The 16,427-nt window shown below is 60.1% G+C and carries 16 protein-coding genes and 1 pseudogene; 11 read left to right on the top strand and 6 right to left on the bottom strand.

The features are described from left to right. The first annotated feature begins 17 nt into the window (after nucleotides 1–17). From ACA062_RS12210 to ACA062_RS12190, 5 genes are all read left to right on the top strand, one after another. Entirely contained in the window at nucleotides 18–395 is a 378-nt protein-coding gene (locus ACA062_RS12210) for a cupin domain-containing protein (RefSeq protein ID WP_497456586.1), read from the top strand. Between the two features lie 146 nt (nucleotides 396–541). Continuing rightward, a complete protein-coding gene (locus ACA062_RS12205) occupies nucleotides 542–847 on the top strand; it encodes a type II toxin-antitoxin system TacA family antitoxin (protein ID WP_497456585.1) in 306 nt (101 codons plus the stop codon). Then, nucleotides 805–1,323, top strand: coding sequence for a GNAT family N-acetyltransferase (locus ACA062_RS12200; protein ID WP_497456584.1), 519 nt, complete (start codon nucleotides 805–807; stop codon nucleotides 1,321–1,323). The genes ACA062_RS12205 and ACA062_RS12200 overlap by 43 nt, the downstream gene beginning before the upstream one ends. Nucleotides 1,324–1,694: 371 nt before the next feature. Continuing rightward, nucleotides 1,695–1,949, top strand: coding sequence for a DUF6555 family protein (locus ACA062_RS12195; protein ID WP_497456583.1), 255 nt, complete (start codon nucleotides 1,695–1,697; stop codon nucleotides 1,947–1,949). Continuing rightward, on the top strand, nucleotides 1,901–2,395 hold the full coding sequence (locus ACA062_RS12190; RefSeq protein WP_497456582.1) for a GFA family protein: 495 nt from the start codon (nucleotides 1,901–1,903) through the stop codon (nucleotides 2,393–2,395). The genes ACA062_RS12195 and ACA062_RS12190 overlap by 49 nt, the downstream gene beginning before the upstream one ends. Before the next feature lie 75 nt (nucleotides 2,396–2,470). Here ACA062_RS12190 and ACA062_RS12185 read toward each other — a convergent pair whose 3' ends face one another. The 4 genes from ACA062_RS12185 to ACA062_RS12170 form a co-directional block, all read right to left on the bottom strand. After that, nucleotides 2,471–3,316, bottom strand: a complete 846-nt coding sequence (locus ACA062_RS12185; protein ID WP_497456581.1) for a DUF3618 domain-containing protein — start codon at nucleotides 3,314–3,316, stop codon at nucleotides 2,471–2,473. Beyond that, complete coding sequence (locus ACA062_RS12180; RefSeq protein ID WP_150786208.1) at nucleotides 3,313–3,744, bottom strand: phage holin family protein; 432 nt, start codon at nucleotides 3,742–3,744, stop codon at nucleotides 3,313–3,315. Before ACA062_RS12180 ends, ACA062_RS12185 begins: the two co-directional genes overlap by 4 nt. Continuing rightward, complete coding sequence (locus tag ACA062_RS12175; RefSeq protein WP_497456580.1) at nucleotides 3,744–4,397, bottom strand: hypothetical protein; 654 nt, start codon at nucleotides 4,395–4,397, stop codon at nucleotides 3,744–3,746. The genes ACA062_RS12180 and ACA062_RS12175 overlap by 1 nt, the downstream gene beginning before the upstream one ends. A 303-nt stretch (nucleotides 4,398–4,700) precedes the next feature. Beyond that, entirely contained in the window at nucleotides 4,701–5,363 is a 663-nt protein-coding gene (locus tag ACA062_RS12170; RefSeq protein WP_497456579.1) for a glycosyltransferase family 2 protein, read from the bottom strand. 239 nt (nucleotides 5,364–5,602) lie between these two features. On the opposite strand from ACA062_RS12170, the pseudogene ACA062_RS12165 reads away from it, so the two are divergent. Further along, nucleotides 5,603–6,928, top strand: a pseudogene (locus tag ACA062_RS12165) (PAS domain S-box protein); the annotation flags it as partial. 23 nt (nucleotides 6,929–6,951) lie between these two features. On the opposite strand, the gene ACA062_RS12160 reads toward ACA062_RS12165, so the two are convergent. Together ACA062_RS12160 and ACA062_RS12155 are read right to left on the bottom strand one after the other, a co-directional pair. Continuing rightward, nucleotides 6,952–8,745 (bottom strand): thiamine pyrophosphate-requiring protein, encoded by a 1,794-nt coding sequence (locus tag ACA062_RS12160; RefSeq protein WP_497456578.1) that lies wholly within the window; start codon nucleotides 8,743–8,745, stop codon nucleotides 6,952–6,954. 250 nt (nucleotides 8,746–8,995) lie between these two features. Then, a complete protein-coding gene (locus tag ACA062_RS12155) occupies nucleotides 8,996–9,871 on the bottom strand; it encodes a LysR substrate-binding domain-containing protein (RefSeq protein ID WP_497456577.1) in 876 nt (291 codons plus the stop codon). Nucleotides 9,872–10,037: 166 nt separating this feature from the next. Here ACA062_RS12155 and ACA062_RS12150 point away from each other — a divergent pair, with 166 nt between their 5' ends. The 5 genes from ACA062_RS12150 (at nucleotide 10,038) to ACA062_RS12130 (ending at nucleotide 16,182) form a co-directional block, all read left to right on the top strand. Then, complete coding sequence (locus ACA062_RS12150; protein WP_497456576.1) at nucleotides 10,038–11,507, top strand: ABC transporter substrate-binding protein; 1,470 nt, start codon at nucleotides 10,038–10,040, stop codon at nucleotides 11,505–11,507. A 76-nt stretch (nucleotides 11,508–11,583) separates the two neighbouring features. Further along, entirely contained in the window at nucleotides 11,584–12,255 is a 672-nt protein-coding gene (locus tag ACA062_RS12145; RefSeq protein ID WP_497456575.1) for a dimethylsulfonioproprionate lyase family protein, read from the top strand. Then, entirely contained in the window at nucleotides 12,252–13,205 is a 954-nt protein-coding gene (locus ACA062_RS12140; RefSeq protein ID WP_497456574.1) for an ABC transporter permease, read from the top strand. The genes ACA062_RS12145 and ACA062_RS12140 overlap by 4 nt, the downstream gene beginning before the upstream one ends. Then, nucleotides 13,202–14,095 (top strand): ABC transporter permease, encoded by an 894-nt coding sequence (locus ACA062_RS12135; RefSeq protein ID WP_497456573.1) that lies wholly within the window; start codon nucleotides 13,202–13,204, stop codon nucleotides 14,093–14,095. Before ACA062_RS12140 ends, ACA062_RS12135 begins: the two co-directional genes overlap by 4 nt. A gap of 23 nt (nucleotides 14,096–14,118) precedes the next feature. Further along, nucleotides 14,119–16,182 (top strand): ABC transporter ATP-binding protein, encoded by a 2,064-nt coding sequence (locus ACA062_RS12130; protein ID WP_497456572.1) that lies wholly within the window; start codon nucleotides 14,119–14,121, stop codon nucleotides 16,180–16,182. Nucleotides 16,183–16,427: the final 245 nt, after the last annotated feature.

The following is a 16,427-nucleotide window of genomic DNA, read 5'->3' as shown; positions in this document are numbered from 1 at the left end:
ATCGAGGTGCAGCAGGCATGCCGGACAATCAAACCCCCACCTGGAAAATTGCCGGGAAAAACGGCATCCAGGGCCCGGTCGAAGGCTCGCTCTATCATTCGTCGTCGGCGGATGACTGGCAGCCGACGGCGGCTGAAGGCTTCTGGATCAAGCCGCTGTTCGAAGACTCCGAGCGCGGTGAAAAGACCTTGCTGATGAAAGTCGACCCCGGCGCCCATGTCCCCAGCCACACCCATGCCGGGGAGCTTGAGCAACTGTTCGTGCTGCAGGGCTCGTTCTTTGATCAGGATCGCACGTTGCAGGTCGGCGACTATTGTTGCCGCGCGCCGGACGCGGCACACAGTGCGGGTTCGGAGCATGGGGCCATTTTGATGGTGATTTATACCCGGCGTTGAAGAGATAGGGCTGCATGCAGGTTTGCCCAAAGCCGGCTCAACCGGCCTGTATAGCTTTCTGCGTTACATGTAGACATTTGCTACACAGACTGCCTATACTTTGGCAGTAGGCACTTATAAGGGCCTCAGAAAAAAGGACCAAGACCATGACCACTCTATTGCCTGCGGAATCTGCTGCAACAGACAGATCCAAACCCGTACCGATCAACATGCGGGTCGATTTCAGAAAAAGAGACTTGATCGATGTGGCCGCAGCCATTTCGGGAAGCGACCGGACCAGCTTTATCCTGGATGCTGCTTGTAAAAAAGCCGAGGAAGTCATTCTGGATCAACGCCTGTTCGTCCTTGCCAACCATGAGTTTGATGCATTTGAACAAGCCTTGGAGTCAAACCCGTTAAGGAGTAACGAATGTCTGCGCCAACTGCTGGAAAGGCCGCCTCGCTGGAGCTGACCGCCCCGGAAAAACTCAAGGACATCCATGAGCTGAGCGCCTTCGATTGTGGTGATGATTCGATCAACGAATACTTGGCAAAGAAGGCTTCCAAGGCCCAGGACTCCAGATTTGCCACAGTGTTCGTTACCTGCCTGAAGGGCAGCAAAACCGTGGTTGGCTATTACACCTTGTCGAGCGGCATGATCATTCGCGCGAACGTGGTGCCCAGGAAGGCGCAACGCAATTCACCCGACCAGCATCCGATCACGATTCTGGGGCGGATGGGAGTATGCAAGTCCGCTCAAGGCACCGGGCTGTCGATCGATCTGCTCAGAGATGCCATTATCCGAGCGATCGCAGCATCCAGCGAAATTGGCTCAACCGCCCTCGTAGTCCACCCGCTGAATGAAAGGCTGGTGACGCTCTATGAAAAGGCCGGGTTCATCCGCAGCCCACAGCTTTCTCCAATCACGATGATGCTTCCCCTCACCTGACTGCCCCCCTTCGAGAGCAGATGTGCGCCAATGGCTGGAGCATCCGCTCTCCAGACTGAACCGACAGTTATCAACCCCCAGACATCTTCTCGGTCAGGTTCTGCTGCATATACGCCAGGAACCGTCGCTGCAATAGCATCGTGTGCTCGTGCGAAGCGTTCTCGGCTTTGGGCGCCACAGGTTTTGTGCCGGACGCTGGACATGTCAGTGGTCGATCAGAAACGGCAAATCCGCCACTATCAGCTAGAGTGAAATTTGGTCGAATTCGCAGTATGTTGATCCAAATCAACCAGTAATCGGGGCTATGCAAACCTTTTGAATTTTTTTTGACGCGGCCACTCCTTTGTCTATGAGCAAATGGAGGGGGCCTCATGAATACCTGTCTTTACATCATCGAATACAAGCTTCACGGAGAGTCGAAGTCGTTCATCATCCGGGCAAAACTGATGCGCAATGCCGATGCATGGCATTGGGCAAGCTGTGATGCCGGAATAGCTCCCATACCGAAACCGGGTAGACCGCCGCTTAAAATCATCTCCAGGCCGCAAGCGGAGAAGTATGGAGTGACTGACGTTAAATGGCGCGAATCCGCAAAACTGGATTGGACAGAGGTTTCAACGTCATGACCCAAAACCCGCAGCAATTCGTGGTCCCCGATTTCAATGATCAGGGCAGTGTGATGCTGAAGAAAATCGGCAACACTGCTATCCGCCCGCATCACCGGGCCAGTTGTCATTGTGGCGCCGTCATTCTGGAGATCCATTTGCCGGACGGTGTTCCCAATCCACACCGCTGCGACTGCTCGTTCTGTAAACGCAAAGGCGCAATCGTCGCCGCAGTAGACTGGGCAGATCTCAAGGTGATCAGGGGCAAGACCGCGCTGTCGAGGTACCAGTTTGGCAAGCATGTGGCCGAGCATTACTTTTGTAAAAACTGCGGCACCTATACACACCACCGCCGCAGCACCAATCCGGAAGAGTTCGGTTTCAACATCGGCTGCCTGGAAGGGGTCAATCCCTTCGACCTGAATGATGTCCCGGTTGCGGATGGCGGGGTCTGGCACTCACTGTGAACCGGTGAACCCCAGGGTTTTCGATGGTTTGAGCAATACGGGAGGTCCATTGCGGACCTCCCGTCACGCGCCCGATCACGAAGTACCCAATCCTCGCGACAGGTCGGCTGCACTCGCTGCACTCGCTTCGCTCGCGGGAACCGTTTGCTGCTCCCCATCCGGCTTGACGTCCATATCCGGGTGCTCCGTCGTCTTTGTCACCGTATCGCGCACCGCCTCGAACCCCTCCCGGGCCTGCTGCTTGACCTTGTCGGCCAGGCCCGCACTGGTCTTGCCCAGGTAACGTTGCTCCGTCGCCGTCGAAGGCAATGCCGCGCCCAACATCGCACCCAACGCGATGCCCGCAGCGGCGACCATCAGCGGTTGTTCCTGCAACAAATGGCGCAATTGATGACTCATCACTTGGGTACTGCGTGCCAAACGGTCACTGGCATCATGCATGGCATGGCTGATGTTTTCCGTGGCCGCACCCAGATTGTCGCCCAGGTTCGCCGCCTTGCCTTTGACCGACTGATAGCCTTCCTTGAAGGTATCAGCGGTCTGGTGCAAATGGTCTCGCGCGCTGTCGATACCGTCGCTCAAGCCATCAACCCACTCCCCAGCCTTGTCCACCGCGCTTGGGCCAGCTCGATAGCCCGGACGTGGCGTCGGCGGACGATTCTGACTCATCATCAACCACAGCAATCCAACCGAGGTGATTACAGCGGGAACCGGATTGTTACGCACGCTGGTTCCCAGGTTGGTCAGGAACGTCGTGCCGTTGCTCTGCATCATCCCCAACGCCTGGTCGAACATCTGGCCCGGCGTAAACTTGCTTTCCAGGGCATCGACGATATTGCCGATGCTTGCTCGCTGCGCATCGATTTCGCGCTCGATGGCTTCCGGACTTTTTTCCGATTCAATGTCCAATTCACGGTTCATGAGACTTTCCTCCGCAGCGCTTCCTGGTCTTTATTCAAGGCGCCCAGCGTGCGTTCAGGCTTGAAGTGGGACGGCTCGAATTGTTTCTTCCCCGACTGCAGCATGACGAACCCGACAATCATGACCACGATGCCCACAATCAGCGCTGCCAACCATGGCGCCATTACCATGCTCAGGCCGTAGACGGCGGACATCAACAAGATGATGAACCCCGCCAGCAGCACAATCGCCCCCCCCGCCACGCCGGCAATGCCGGCCTTGAGTGTGGTGAGGCTGGCTTGCAACTCGGCCTTGGCCAACGCCAGCTCCTTGCTGAAGAGATCGGGCACTTCACGGGACAATTGCCGCAACAATCCAACGACCGAAGCGTCCTGTTCGGGAGCGGACAGCGGTCTTGAGCCTGGAAAATCCGGATCTTGTCTGTTCATCACAATTCTCCTTTGAAGGTTGTCGAACCCGGTGTCGACGTCGTGGCAAAGTCCGAAGGGTGGTCCTGTTCATTCGACGACGCCGGCGTGATGCCGGTGGCCAGGCCGGGCCCCGGATCGGTGCGTGATGCAACGGAGGTTTCATAAGGCCGACGAGCGCCGAAACCGCCTGACGGCGGCACAGAGCTGCCTGAGGCCGGGTCACTGCCATCGGTGAAGGTCGCGGCAGGGGAACTGCCGGCTTTCAGAAAACGCGACAAGCCAAAGCCCAGCGCGATGCTGCCGGCGATGAAGAGTGTCGGATTGCTGCGAGCCAGGTCGGCCCCATCATGGAGTAGCTGTTCGGCACTTTTTCCGCGCAGACTTCCTGCCAGGCCGCTCATGGATTGCGCCATGTCGGCGAGGTAGTCGGACATGCCTAGCGTATCCTTGCTTGCAAGTTCGGAAACGACGGACTTCGCGCCCTTGGCCAGTGCCTCGATCTGATCCGCCGCTGTATCACGGTATTGCCCGAACTGCGCATCCACCTGCTGCCTCGCGCCGCCAAGCACCTCTGTTACGTCTTCCTTTAAATGTTGAAAGTCTTGCTCAGGCCTCCCGGTGTTGTCCTGATGATCTGTCTGAGTGCCAGCTCTGGTGTCTGAAGTATTCATGACGTTCCTCGCCTTCCATATAAAAAAAGCGTTATAGGGTCCGCCACGAGATACCCGCAGCCCCCCTCATTTCAAAGGACGGAGCGCAGTTGTCGGGAGTTCCAAAGGAATGATGAGCGATACGTTGTGGAGTGAGAAATACGACAGTCAGTCATCTCGATGGAACTCTGTTTTCACCCCGTCCTCTATCGCTCACCAGGCAGAGAGTCGCCCTCTGGATGGATGGAGGTTTGCCGATCATGACGAGAAAATCCTGACCAATGCCGATCTGGATCGGCCGCTCTCAGACACCTGTCCAGCCTTTTACAACGCAGACGCCACCGTGAGGGACACCAGGTATTCACCAAAGCCACCGCAACATTTGTAATCCCTGCGCGCACTGGTAACGACCGGGTTGGTTGCCGTCCAGATAATGCGGGCATTGATTCTTTCAAGTGCGGCAACCAGGTGAACGTCTTCGTGAGCCACCAGATGCTGGAACCCGCCAGCGTCTCGATACGCTGTGGCACTGAGGCCGAGATTGGCGCCATGGATGTGGCGATGGTTCTCAATGAACTGGTAGCGCTCCATATACCTGGCGCGAACCCACTCGCCATGATCATCCCAACTGTCGACCTCGACCGTTCCGCAAACCGCATCAACCATGAATTCAACTTGGCGTGCGAGCCAATCGGGAGGCACCACCGTGTCGGCATCGGTAAAGGCGAGCCACTGCGCTCCAGCACTGAGCAGTTCTTCCGCACCGGTCGCCCTGGCTTTACCCACATTCTGGAAACAGACCATCAATGCGCTGACTTCCAGGGCAGCGACCAACCTGTCTGTGGCGTCTGAACAGTCGTCCAGAACCACCAGCACAGTTACCTGGCGACCTTCGAGTCCCGGATGTTTTGCGGCAAGCAAGACGGATGACAGGCAGGTGGCAATATGTTTTTCTTCATTATGGGCGGGTATCACGACACCAATCATTGATGTTCCCTCGATTCAGCGAAGCCGATGGTCTTCACCTATCGACCCTTCGCGCCATCGGAAGGTTTAAAGAATGTCTGGCCCCGGCGCGGCTCCTCCCCTCGGGGCAATGCGGCCGGGTTCTGTCATGAATGAGCGCCAGTCGTCCCGAAACCTTCCTCGTCAAGACCGGCTCATCAACCAATGGACTACGCTTAAATCACTGAGCCGTCCTGATCAGACAGGTAGCGCTGCTACTTATCTTCAATATGTTGCCGGTGGATACCGGGCGTTCGTTGCTCGACATCACCCACCGCTTGCATTACGACAACCTGGCCACTGATGCGGCGCAGGTGTTCGAATCGCTGAACATGATCGAGCGTGAAGTCAGCAGCACTGAACACCGCTGGTACATCGCGCGCCTGCTGCCCTACCGCTCCAGCGAAGACCACATAGACGGCACCGTGCTGACCTTCATCGACATCAGCAAACGTCGCGCCGCCGAAGAAGAGCTGCGCCTGGGCGAAGAACGCATGCGCCTGGTCGCCGAAAGTACCCGCGATTACGCGATCATCACCCTCGATGAACTGGGCATCATCACCAGCTGGAACAAAGGTGCCGAGTTGATCTTCGGCTACAGCAAGGCCGAGGCCGAAGGTGCTTATTACGACTTCATTTTTTCCGCAGAAGACCGCGCCAACGGCCTGCCTGAAAGCGAACTGCAGGCAGCGCGTATCCATGGCCGCAGCCAGGATGAACGCTGGCACCTGCGCAAGGATGGCAGCCGCTTCTTCTGCAGCGGTGAGGTGACGCGGCTCAAGGGTGAGAATCTCAAGGGCTATGTGAAAATTGCCCGGGACCTGACCGGCCACAAACGCTTGCACGAAGAGCAAAACCAGCAGTTGGCTGAAACAAAGATCAGCAGCCATCTCAAAGACGAGTTCTTTGCCGTCATGTCCCATGAGCTCAAGCACCCGCTCAATCTGATCCAGCTCAACGCGGAACTGTTGCGTCGCCTGCCCGTGACCAAATCCCTGGCCCCCGCGGCCAAGGCGGTCGACACCATTTGTGACGCCGTCAACAGTCAGGCACGCATCATCAACGACCTGCTGGATGTGGCGCGCATACGCACGGGCAAACTCAAACTCAAGCTGGCCACCATGGATTTGTGCCAAGCGTTGCAAGACATCCACGCCGTCGTCATAAATGACGCTGCAGGCATCAACGTCAGCCTGCGCCTGCCCGACGCGGGGCACCCGCTGATGATCAATGCCGACCCGACCCGAGTGGAACAGATCATCTGGAACCTGGTGAACAATGCGCTGAAATTCACCTCGGCAGGCGGCCAGATCCAGTTGATTGCCGGTCGCGAGGGCGGCATGGCCCGGCTCGACGTCAAGGACAGCGGCGCAGGCTTGAGTGCGCAGAGCATCAGCGAAGTGTTTGAACTGTTTGGCCAGGCTGCCAACCAGCATGCGACCCATCAACGGGATGGGCTGGGGATCGGTCTGTCGTTGGTGAGGCAACTGGCCGAAGCCCATGGCGGCAGTGTGGAAGTGAGTTCCGCAGGCCTGGGCCAGGGGTGTAACAGGCAAGCGGTGTGTCAGTGCTACTTCTTCGAGCCGCGCGGCAGCACGGCGCCCAGCACCTGCTTGGCGGTTTGCACGATCACCCCCGCTTCGTCCGGGTCGCCTTTGAGCAGGGTCGAGGCAAACTTTTTCGCCTGTTCAAGCTTGATGTGCGGCGGCAACGGCGGGACATCGGGGTCAGTCTTGAATTCGATCAGCACGGGAACGTCCGACGCCAGCGCTTTGTCCCAGGCAGCGGCCACGTCCTCTTCGCGATCGACGAAGATCCCCTTGAGCCCGATCGAAATGGCGAACAGGTGATAGGGCACGTCGGGAATGTTCTGCGAAGCCTCGAATTTGGGATCGCCCTGCATCACCCTCTGCTCCCAGGTGACCTGATTGAGGTCTTCATTGTTGAACACGGCACATATCCATTTGGGGCTGTCCCATTGCCGCCAATACTTGGCGACGGTGATCAGCTCGGCCATGTTGTTCATCTGCATCGCGCCATCGCCCACCAGGGCAATCACGGTACGTTGCGGGTAGGCGAATTTGGCCGCAATCGCGTAGGGAACGGCGGCGCCCATGGACGCCAGCCCGCCAGAGAGCGAACACTTCATGCCCCGGCGAATCTTCAGATCGCGGGCGTACCAGTTGGCGCACGAACCCGAATCGCTGGTGATGATGGCAAGCTCAGGCAGGCGTGGGGACAGTTCATACACCACACGCTGCGGATTGATCGGCTTGGCTTTCATCAGGGCGCGCTTCTCCAGGGTTTTCTCCCAGGCACTGCGCCAGCCTTCGACCTTTTTGCGCCATCGGCGCGATGTCTTCTGCTCAAGCAAGGGCGCCAGTGCCGCGAGCGTCTCGCCCGCATCGCCCACCAGGTTGACTTCCATGGGATAACGCAAGCTGAGCATGTCGGGCTGCAGATCGATTTGCACCCCGCGTGCGTGCCCTTCCTTGGGGAGAAATTCGGAGTACGGGAACCCCGAGCCGATCATCAGCAAGGTGTCGCATTCCATCATCAGCTTGTAACTGGGCTCGGTACCAAGCAAACCGATGCTGCCCGTGACCCAGGGCAAGTCATCCGGCAGAGCGGCCTTGCCCAGCAGCGCCTTGGCCACCCCGGCACCGAGCTTTTCAGCCACCGCGATCACCTGATCGGTCGCGCCCAATGCCCCGGCGCCGACCAGAATGGCGATCTTTTCACCTGCATTCAGGACATCCGCCGCGCGCTGCAGGTCGGCCTCATAAGGCACCACTTTCGGTTTGCTGTAACCGACGCCGGAATGCACCGTGCCGTGTGCCCTGGCCGGTGCCTGGTACTCGGCGTCCTGCAGGTCATTTGGCAGGATAATCGCCGTCACCCGACGTTCGCCGATCGCCGTGCGTACCGCCCGGTCGACCAGGTGCCGGATTTGCGCCGGTGCCGAGGCCTGCTGCACGAACGCACCCGCCACGTCCTTGAACATCGACAACAGGTCCAACTCTTGCTGATAGTGGCCGCCGAGTGCCGCACGCGCCTGTTGCCCGACGATCGCCAACACCGGCATGTGATCCATGCGCGCGTCATAAAGCCCGGTGATCAGATGCGAGGCGCCAGGACCGGAAGTGGCGATGCACACGCCCAGCTCGCCAGTGAATTTGGCATGGGCCGAGGCCATGAAGGCGGCCATTTCTTCATGCCTGGCCTGAATGAATTCGATCTTGCCCCCGGCACGGCTCAACGCGCCGAAGACCCCATTGATGCCGTCCCCCGGATAACCAAAAATCCGCGTGACGCCCCATTGGCTGAGTCGCTCAACCAGAAAATCACCCACTGTCGTTGTCATGTCGATCCTCGCCGTTCACCGATGCGCAGAGCATTCCCGAGGACGGCCACCGAAGTATTGCCCCGAGAGGTGTAAGGGTCTGGACAGTCGCGCTGACTTCGAAGTTTCGATTTATTAGCCAGAGGCGTCGTTTTGGCGCAGCACCCAGGCAACCCCCTGGAACCCTCCGGGCAGACCTGGATGACACGCAGAGGACACCGCCATCACTTGCCCCACACCCACGCGAGTCGCTCGATCACAGTGATCCGCGTTATTGCGTCTGTATCCAGTCAAGAAAACGTCTGATCGGCTGTTCATGGCCACGCCGTTGAAGATAGGCGAGATACCAGCCTCCGGGCTGCATGACGTCCGTTTGCGCGGGAATGACCAGACTGCCCAGGCGCAGATCGGCCTCGACCAGGAATTCGGGAACCACCACCACCCCTTGTCCGCTGATCGCTGCTTCAATCGCCAGTAAACAGCTGTCGAACCGCGGCGCGTTTTTTTGCAGGGGGTTGGGCAGGCCGATACTCCGGGCCCAGATCGAGGAGTCTTCAGTGGCCCCGGAAATCGCCAGGAACGGGACCTGGCGCAGATCGTCAGGCGTCGCAATGGTCTTGGCCATGTCCTTTGAGCAGACCGCCACCAGCCGCTCCTGGCGCAACAGCGTATAGGTCAGGTTCGGCCGATCCGGTGTACGGGTGTAGATGATCCCGACGTCGGCACGAGCGGGATTGAACTCCCAATCCAGCAGGCTCGCATCCAGGCTGACAGCAATCTCGGGCGAGGCTTGCTTGAACTTCTGCAGTCTGGGGATAAGCCAGCGGACGGCCACGGTGACATAGACCTGCACGGTCAGGGACGTCTGAGTCTGCTTTTCGCGAATGAGGTCGGTGGTGAGCGCGATGCGATCGAGGGCGTCCTGGATCACCGGAAAGTACAGTTCGCCCTTTTCGTTGAGCTCCACCCGACCGGGTAACCGGCAAAACAGCGCTGTCCCAAGGTAGCGCTCCAGCGAAGCGATCTGGTGACTGATGGCCGACTGGGTAAGACTCAGCTCCTCGGCGGCACTTTTGAAGCTTCGCAAGCGCGCAGCGGATTCGAAGACTTTCAGCGTCGACAGGGGGGGAAGCGATCTCGAAATCATGCTTGCTCGCGACGTTAAAAAAATTCAAGCGGGGGTTAAATATACTCGTTTGCCTGGGGGGTAAGGCAATTTCATACTCGGTCCATAAAAATAAACCAGGGGCACTGAAATGAACCGTTGTTTGCTTGCAACCTCAGCTTTTGCGCTTGCTTTCGGAGCCTGTTTCTTGTCGCCACCCACTGTCTCGGCCGCAGAAAAATGCGTGCGCGTGCTGGGGTACGAATCGGACGGCGAGAAGCAAACGATGGACCCGGCCGCGTTGATCGGCACCGACAGTGTTTACCATATCCGCGCCGTCTATGAACCCCTGGTCGACCGCAGCAATACCATGCAGCCGATTCCGGTCCTGGCGCAATCGTGGGCATCCAACGCGGACGCCACCGAATGGACCTTCCATCTGCGCGAAGGGGTGAAGTTCCACGACGGATCCGATTTCGATGCGGCAGATGTGGTCTATTCCTATCGTCGCCTGCTCGACCCGGCCATCTCCCCCGGTGGATTTTCCACCCTCTCCTTCCTCGACCCTGCCGGTATCACCGCGGTCGACCAGCATACCGTGCGCTTCAAGGTCAAATCGCCGGTGGTCGAGCTGCCCATGCTGATCGCCACCAAATATGCATTGATGGTTCCAGAAGGCGCCAAGGGTGCAGACCTGCGGACCAAGGGCAACGGGACCGGGCCTTTCATGCAGCAAACCTTTACCACCAACGGTCCTGTGCGGGTCATGCGGCGCAATCCCGCTTACTGGCAGGCCGGCCTGCCGAAAGCGGATTGCCTTGAGATCACCACCAGTCTCGAAGCGACTTCGCGCCTGTCGGCACTGTTGTCGGGCTCGGTCGATCTGTCGCTGGTCGTCGATCCGGCCAGCCTGATCACGCTCAAAGGCAATCCGGCGGTCGATCTGGTCGCAACACCGGGTGCCACCTCGCTGTACCTGGCGGTCTGGACCAACACGGCGCCCTTCGATGACGTCCGGGTGCGTGAGGCCTTGAAGCTGGTCATGGATCGGCAAACCATCCTTGATACCGTGCTGTTGGGCTACGGCGAAGTGGGTGGCGACACACCGATACCCCCCAGCTCACCGCTGAGCCTGAACACCCCACCGAAAGCCGCCGACATCAAACGGGCCAAGGCCTTGCTGGCCGAGGCGGGTCATCCCGATGGCATCGCGTTCGATCTTTATACGTCCGACTCCTACCCCGGCATGCTGTTGCTGGCCCAGGTCTATGCCCAGATGGCAGCCGCCGCCGGCATCAAAGTGAATGTCATCACCTCGCCGGCCGAAGGTTACTGGGACACCATCTGGCTGAAGAAACCGGCGGTGATTTCGTACACCAGTGCGCGTCCGCCGGCGGAAGCCTTGACGCTGTCGCTCAACAGCGGATCGGAATGGAACGAGACGCACTGGAAGCGGGCGGATTTCGACGCGCTGGTGGTCAAGGCCGGGCAAACCTCGAACGAGCAAGAGCGCAACCAGCTGTACCGCGATGCCCAGCGCATGGTCGCGCAAGAGGGCGGGATGATCCTTCCGGTCTTCTCCTCGGTGGTGGCCGGCCTGCGCAAAGGGTGTACCGGCTATTCGCCGAACGTCGACGTGAACCGCATCAACTATGCCGAGCTGGGCTGCGCCAAGTAGCCGCCCTGCTCCCTCGCCCGACTTCAATCCAATCCATTCCACGGAGCCCGCTGGCTCCGGGGAGGAGGCTGTGCGCATGACGCTCCCTTATCTGTCCAGATTTCTTCAATGCTTCGCCGACGCGCTGGATCGCGATGATCAGCCCGTCGCACGATCCCATGCAGAACGGCTGCGCCTGTTGCAATCGGGCCTGTCGACCCTGCAGGCCGTGCCTGCCGCACGCGTGCCGGTGCAGACACGTTGTGAAGCCGAGCTGCAGGCTTATACCGCCGATTGCGAACTGGCCAGGGCGCTCGCGGACCTTATGCCCGCGATCCACCTGACTCGCAGCGAGAGCTACCTGGCGGCGCCGCCCAGCGCGGACTTCGGCAACAACTACGGCTATGGCGTGATCTGTGGGCCCGACAGCGGACCACCGGCGCTGATGAAGGATGCGCATATCTCCTTCGGGCTGATGCTCCTGGGCCCCGACACCCACTATCCATTGCATAGCCACCCGGCGGATGAAATCTACTACACCGTCACGGGCCCGTCGTCATGGCGCACGGGGGACGACGCATGGTCATTACGCAAGGCCGGTGAAATCATCCATCATCCGTCATGGATACCCCATGCCACACTCGCGGGGGACAGCCCCCTGGTACTGCTGTACGTGTGGCAAGGCGATCTCGAGACCGATGCAGCCTTTACGCCTGACCGGATGGCCTCGGACTCAACCTTGACCACTCAGAGGGATAACTCGAAATGAGCATTCTTCGGCTTGTCATCAGCAGGGTCGCGCTATCGGCCGTCACGCTGCTGCTCGTCTCGCTCGTGATCTTCCTGATTCTCGAAGCCCTGCCGGGCGATGTGGCGACCCGTATCCTGGGACGCGACGCCACCGCCAAGGCACTGGAAGTGCTTCGCGAACAACTGCATCTGGGTGACCCCGCCTTCAGCCGGTACCTGCATTGGCTGGGCGATCTGCTGCACGGCAATCTCGGGGTCTCGATTGCAACCGGCCGCCCGATTGCCGACGTACTCGGCCCGCGCATCATCAATACGCTGTTGCTGTCGCTGCTGGCCTTTGCCATGTACCTGGTGTTGGCGATCGTGCCGGCCGTCATTCAAGCCACACACCGCGGCAGCAAGGTCGACCACGTTATTTCGGTGGTGACGCTGGTGCTGTTGTCGCTGCCCGACTTTCTGCTGGCGACGATACTGCTGTTCATCTTCGCCGTGGCCCTGCCGATCCTGCCCGCGCTGGCGACGGTTTCCGAGGCCGGCAGCTGGCTGGACAATCTGCGGGCGATGATCCTGCCGGCGGTGACCCTGGCCATCATCATGGCGGTGTACGCCATCCGGGTGCTGCGCGACAGCCTGATCGAGGTGCTGCGCTCGGATTATGTGCGCCTCGCCGAACTAAAAGGCTTGCGACCCTATGCCGTGCTTTGGCGCCACGCCATGCCCAATGCCATTGTCCCGGCGCTCAATATCACGGCCCTCAACCTGGGCTTCCTGATCGGCGGCGTGGTCATCGTCGAGCGGGTGTTCTCCTATCCCGGGTTCGGCACGCTGCTGATCGATGCCTTGCAGTTGCGTGACCTGCCGTTGATCAAGGCCACCGTGATGATCAGTGCCGCTGTCTACATCGCCGCCAACCTGGTGGCGGACATTGGCGCCGTATTACTTCAACCACGCCTGAGGACCAGCCGATGAGCCTGACCAACGTTATGTCCGGATGGCGCACGCCTGCGCTCTCCACCTGGCCCGGACGGTGGCTGGCGATGCCCGGCTCGTTCAAGGTCGGATCGATCATTCTCGCCGCACACGTGCTGTTTGCCCTTATCGGCGTGTTCTGGACACCTTACGGTTTTGCGCAAATGGGCACCGGCATCCCGCTCTCCGGCATGTCGTGGCTGCATCCGATGGGGGTCGATCAGATCGGCCGCGATGTCCTCAGCCGGTTCATGTACGGGGCGCACATCGTTTTGCTGCTGGCCCTGGCAGGCACCACGCTGGGGATGGTCGCCGGCACGGTGCTCGGACTGGTGTCGGGCTATCTCGGCGGTCTGTTCGACGAGATCGTGCAGCGTCTGGTCGAAGCCATGATCAGTATCCCGTTTCTCGCCCTGGCGCTGGTGACGATCATTGCCGCAGGCCCTGCCCTTGCTGGCGAGCCGGCACTTATCGTGTTGGTGGTCGGGCTGGTCTACACCCCGCGCATTGCCCGAATTGCCCGGGCGGCCGCGATGGAAATCGCGATCCGCGAATACGTGGCGGTGGCTGAACTTCGAGGGGAGAGCACCTGGTCCATCGTGCGCAGGGAAATCCTGCCCAACACCGCCAACGTGTTGCTGGTCGAGTTCTCGTTGCGCATCAGCTATGCGCCCATCCTGATCGGCGCGCTCGGGTTCCTCGGTTTCGGCATCCGGCCGCCGACCCCCGAATGGGGCCTGATGATCAGCGAGAACCGTGGCCTGTTGATCGCCTCACCGGTGACGGTCTTCGGCCCTGGCCTGGGCTTTGCCTCCCTGGTGGTCGGCCTCAACCTGTTTACCGATGGCCTGTCGAGAATGCTCGGCCAACGGTCGGTGGTCGGCGCATGAACAACAATAAAGGGGTTGCAACCATGACTCAGCTGATCGAGATTCGAAACCTCGGCATCGCCTACGGCGGACAAACCGGATGGACCGATGTCGTGGAAGGGGTTTGCCTTGAAATCGCCCCCGGCGAGGCCTTCGGTCTCGTTGGGGAATCGGGCTGCGGCAAATCCACCGTGGCCTATCGGCTGCTCGGCTATGGCGCCGCCAACAGCCGCGTGCAGACCGGTCAGGTGTTATTTGAAGGCACAGACCTTCTGCAGCTCGACGCCCGATCGCTGGCAGACCTGCGCGGCAACCGCATCGCCCTGGTCCCCCAGAATCCGACGACCGCATTGAGCCCTGGCATGCGGGTCGGCCAGCAGATTCGCGAGATGATCCTGACCCACCGCGCACTGCCCGACGGGATCTCCATGGAGAACCGCATCACGGAACTGTTTGCCCTGGTCGGTCTGCCCGATGTCAGTCGGCGCTATCCCCATGAGTTGTCAGGCGGCCAGCAGCAACGCGTCACGATTGCCATGGCGGTGTCCTGCAACCCGGACCTGCTGGTGCTCGACGAACCGACCACCGGACTGGACGTCACCACCCAACGCCAGATCATCCGGTTGTTGTCGGACCTGAGAAGCCGCATCGGCATGGCCATGCTCTACGTCACCCATGACCTGGCCCTGCTGGCGCAAATTGCCGACCGCATCGGCGTCATGTATGCCGGCCAGCTGGTAGAAGTAGCGCCTTGCGCGCAGTTGCTGGCGCACCCTGCCCATCCCTATTCGCGCGGGCTGATCGCCTCGATCCCGTCGATGCTCCAGGGTCATGCCAGGGGTCGCGGCCTGCGCGGCATGCTGCGGCGGGATCAAATGGCCGAGGGCTGCAAATTCGAGCCCCGCTGCGACTTTGCGACGGCAAAGTGTCGTTCGACACCGCAAGTGCTGGTGCCCGTGACCGACGGGCAATCCGTGGCCTGCATGCGCTGGTCCGAGCTGGCCGACACGCAACACTCACCGGCGTCGGCGTCCATTGCCTTGCAACCGGAACGGCAGTCGACACCTGTGTTATCGGTGGATAACCTCTCGCTGTCCTACGCGCAGTCCGGGTGGTTCACGCAGTGGCTGGGCAAACGAACGGTGCCCATCGCACGGGATATCGATCTCGAACTGCGCGCCGGTGAGATCGTGGCCTTGGTCGGTGAGTCGGGCAGTGGCAAGTCGACGATCGCTCGCGCCATCAGCGGTCGACTGGCGCCAAAGTCGGGCACCATCAGTGTTGACGGGCATAGGTTGGAGCCTACGCTCGCCGGCAGGTCGGTGCAGCAGTTGCGAGAGATTCAATACATTTTCCAGAACCCGGATGCCTCACTCAATCCGCGTCGCAGTGTCCGGGCCATCCTCGAGCGACCGCTGCAGCATTTCGCGATCGAATCGACCCCCGCCACCCTTGAGACGGCGTTGGAAAGTGTCGGTCTGCATGCGGGCTATCTCAATCGTTTCCCCGAACAGCTGTCCGGCGGCGAGCGCCAACGGGTCGCTATTGCGCGTGCGCTGCTGGTCAATCCGAAGCTGCTGATCTGCGATGAAATCCTCTCGGCGCTGGATGTATCGGTGCAGACGAAAATTGTCGAATTGCTCCTGGCGCTCAAGGAGCAGCATGCGGTCGCGATGCTGTTCATCTCGCATGACCTGGCGGTCGTGCGGCAATTGGCCGATCGGGTCGCGGTACTCTATCGCGGCGAATTGATGCAGATGGTCGATACCGATGCGCTGTTCAATTCGCCCTTGCATCCCTATACCGAAATGCTCCTGCTGGCGGCCCCGGGACTGCGCAAGGATGATTACGTGCCGAAACCGCCGGCGATGCCAGACGCGCCTTCCATGGCCGGAAACGGTTGCCCGCTGGCGGGTCGTTGTCCGCGGCAGGTCGGCAGCCTGTGCGCAGAGCGTCGCCCTGCGCCGCAGATGACGCAGAGTGGTTTCATCCGCTGCCATATCCCGCTTGCCGAACTGGCCCATCACAGTGACGTCTCGGTCAGTGCGCGACATGCTCAGGTATCGGGTCCTGCGTCGCCTTGTTTGTCGTATCGGTCGATAACCTGAGCTGCAGCGACGATCCCGGGCGGGTTGGCGTAGCAGCGAACAGCGCAAATCCCCTGTAGGAGCGAGCTTTCTCGCGAAGGTCGTCAACGATAACGCGACCAGCCTGACGCCCCGCAGCGTCCTCGGGTTTTTCGCGAGCAAGCTCGCTCCTACATTGGATTTTTGGTGTGAACACGATTGTGTAAACACCCCCAAACCCTGTGGGAGCGAGCTTGCTCGCGAAGGTCGTCAACGATAACGCGACC

It is taken from the genome of Pseudomonas sp. LBUM1679 (assembly GCF_059695565.1).
Note: the sequence above shows the minus strand (reverse complement) of the source record. Positions and strands in the feature narration are given on the sequence as shown.

Excerpts from the sequence above, each read along its gene's own strand:
- ACA062_RS12210 (WP_497456586.1), top strand. The coding sequence starts at position 18 with ATGCCGGACAATCAAACCCCCACCTGGAAAATTGCCGGGAAAAACGGC.
- ACA062_RS12205 (WP_497456585.1), top strand. The coding sequence starts at position 542 with ATGACCACTCTATTGCCTGCGGAATCTGCTGCAACAGACAGATCCAAA.
- ACA062_RS12200 (WP_497456584.1), top strand. The coding sequence starts at position 805 with ATGTCTGCGCCAACTGCTGGAAAGGCCGCCTCGCTGGAGCTGACCGCC.
- ACA062_RS12195 (WP_497456583.1), top strand. The coding sequence starts at position 1,695 with ATGAATACCTGTCTTTACATCATCGAATACAAGCTTCACGGAGAGTCG.
- ACA062_RS12190 (WP_497456582.1), top strand. The coding sequence starts at position 1,901 with ATGGCGCGAATCCGCAAAACTGGATTGGACAGAGGTTTCAACGTCATG.
- ACA062_RS12185 (WP_497456581.1), bottom strand. The coding sequence starts at position 3,316 with ATGAACCGTGAATTGGACATTGAATCGGAAAAAAGTCCGGAAGCCATC.
- ACA062_RS12180 (WP_150786208.1), bottom strand. The coding sequence starts at position 3,744 with ATGAACAGACAAGATCCGGATTTTCCAGGCTCAAGACCGCTGTCCGCT.
- ACA062_RS12175 (WP_497456580.1), bottom strand. The coding sequence starts at position 4,397 with ATGAATACTTCAGACACCAGAGCTGGCACTCAGACAGATCATCAGGAC.
- ACA062_RS12170 (WP_497456579.1), bottom strand. The coding sequence starts at position 5,363 with ATGATTGGTGTCGTGATACCCGCCCATAATGAAGAAAAACATATTGCC.
- ACA062_RS12160 (WP_497456578.1), bottom strand. The coding sequence starts at position 8,745 with ATGACAACGACAGTGGGTGATTTTCTGGTTGAGCGACTCAGCCAATGG.
- ACA062_RS12155 (WP_497456577.1), bottom strand. The coding sequence starts at position 9,871 with ATGATTTCGAGATCGCTTCCCCCCCTGTCGACGCTGAAAGTCTTCGAA.
- ACA062_RS12145 (WP_497456575.1), top strand. The coding sequence starts at position 11,584 with ATGACGCTCCCTTATCTGTCCAGATTTCTTCAATGCTTCGCCGACGCG.
- ACA062_RS12140 (WP_497456574.1), top strand. The coding sequence starts at position 12,252 with ATGAGCATTCTTCGGCTTGTCATCAGCAGGGTCGCGCTATCGGCCGTC.
- ACA062_RS12135 (WP_497456573.1), top strand. The coding sequence starts at position 13,202 with ATGAGCCTGACCAACGTTATGTCCGGATGGCGCACGCCTGCGCTCTCC.
- ACA062_RS12130 (WP_497456572.1), top strand. The coding sequence starts at position 14,119 with ATGACTCAGCTGATCGAGATTCGAAACCTCGGCATCGCCTACGGCGGA.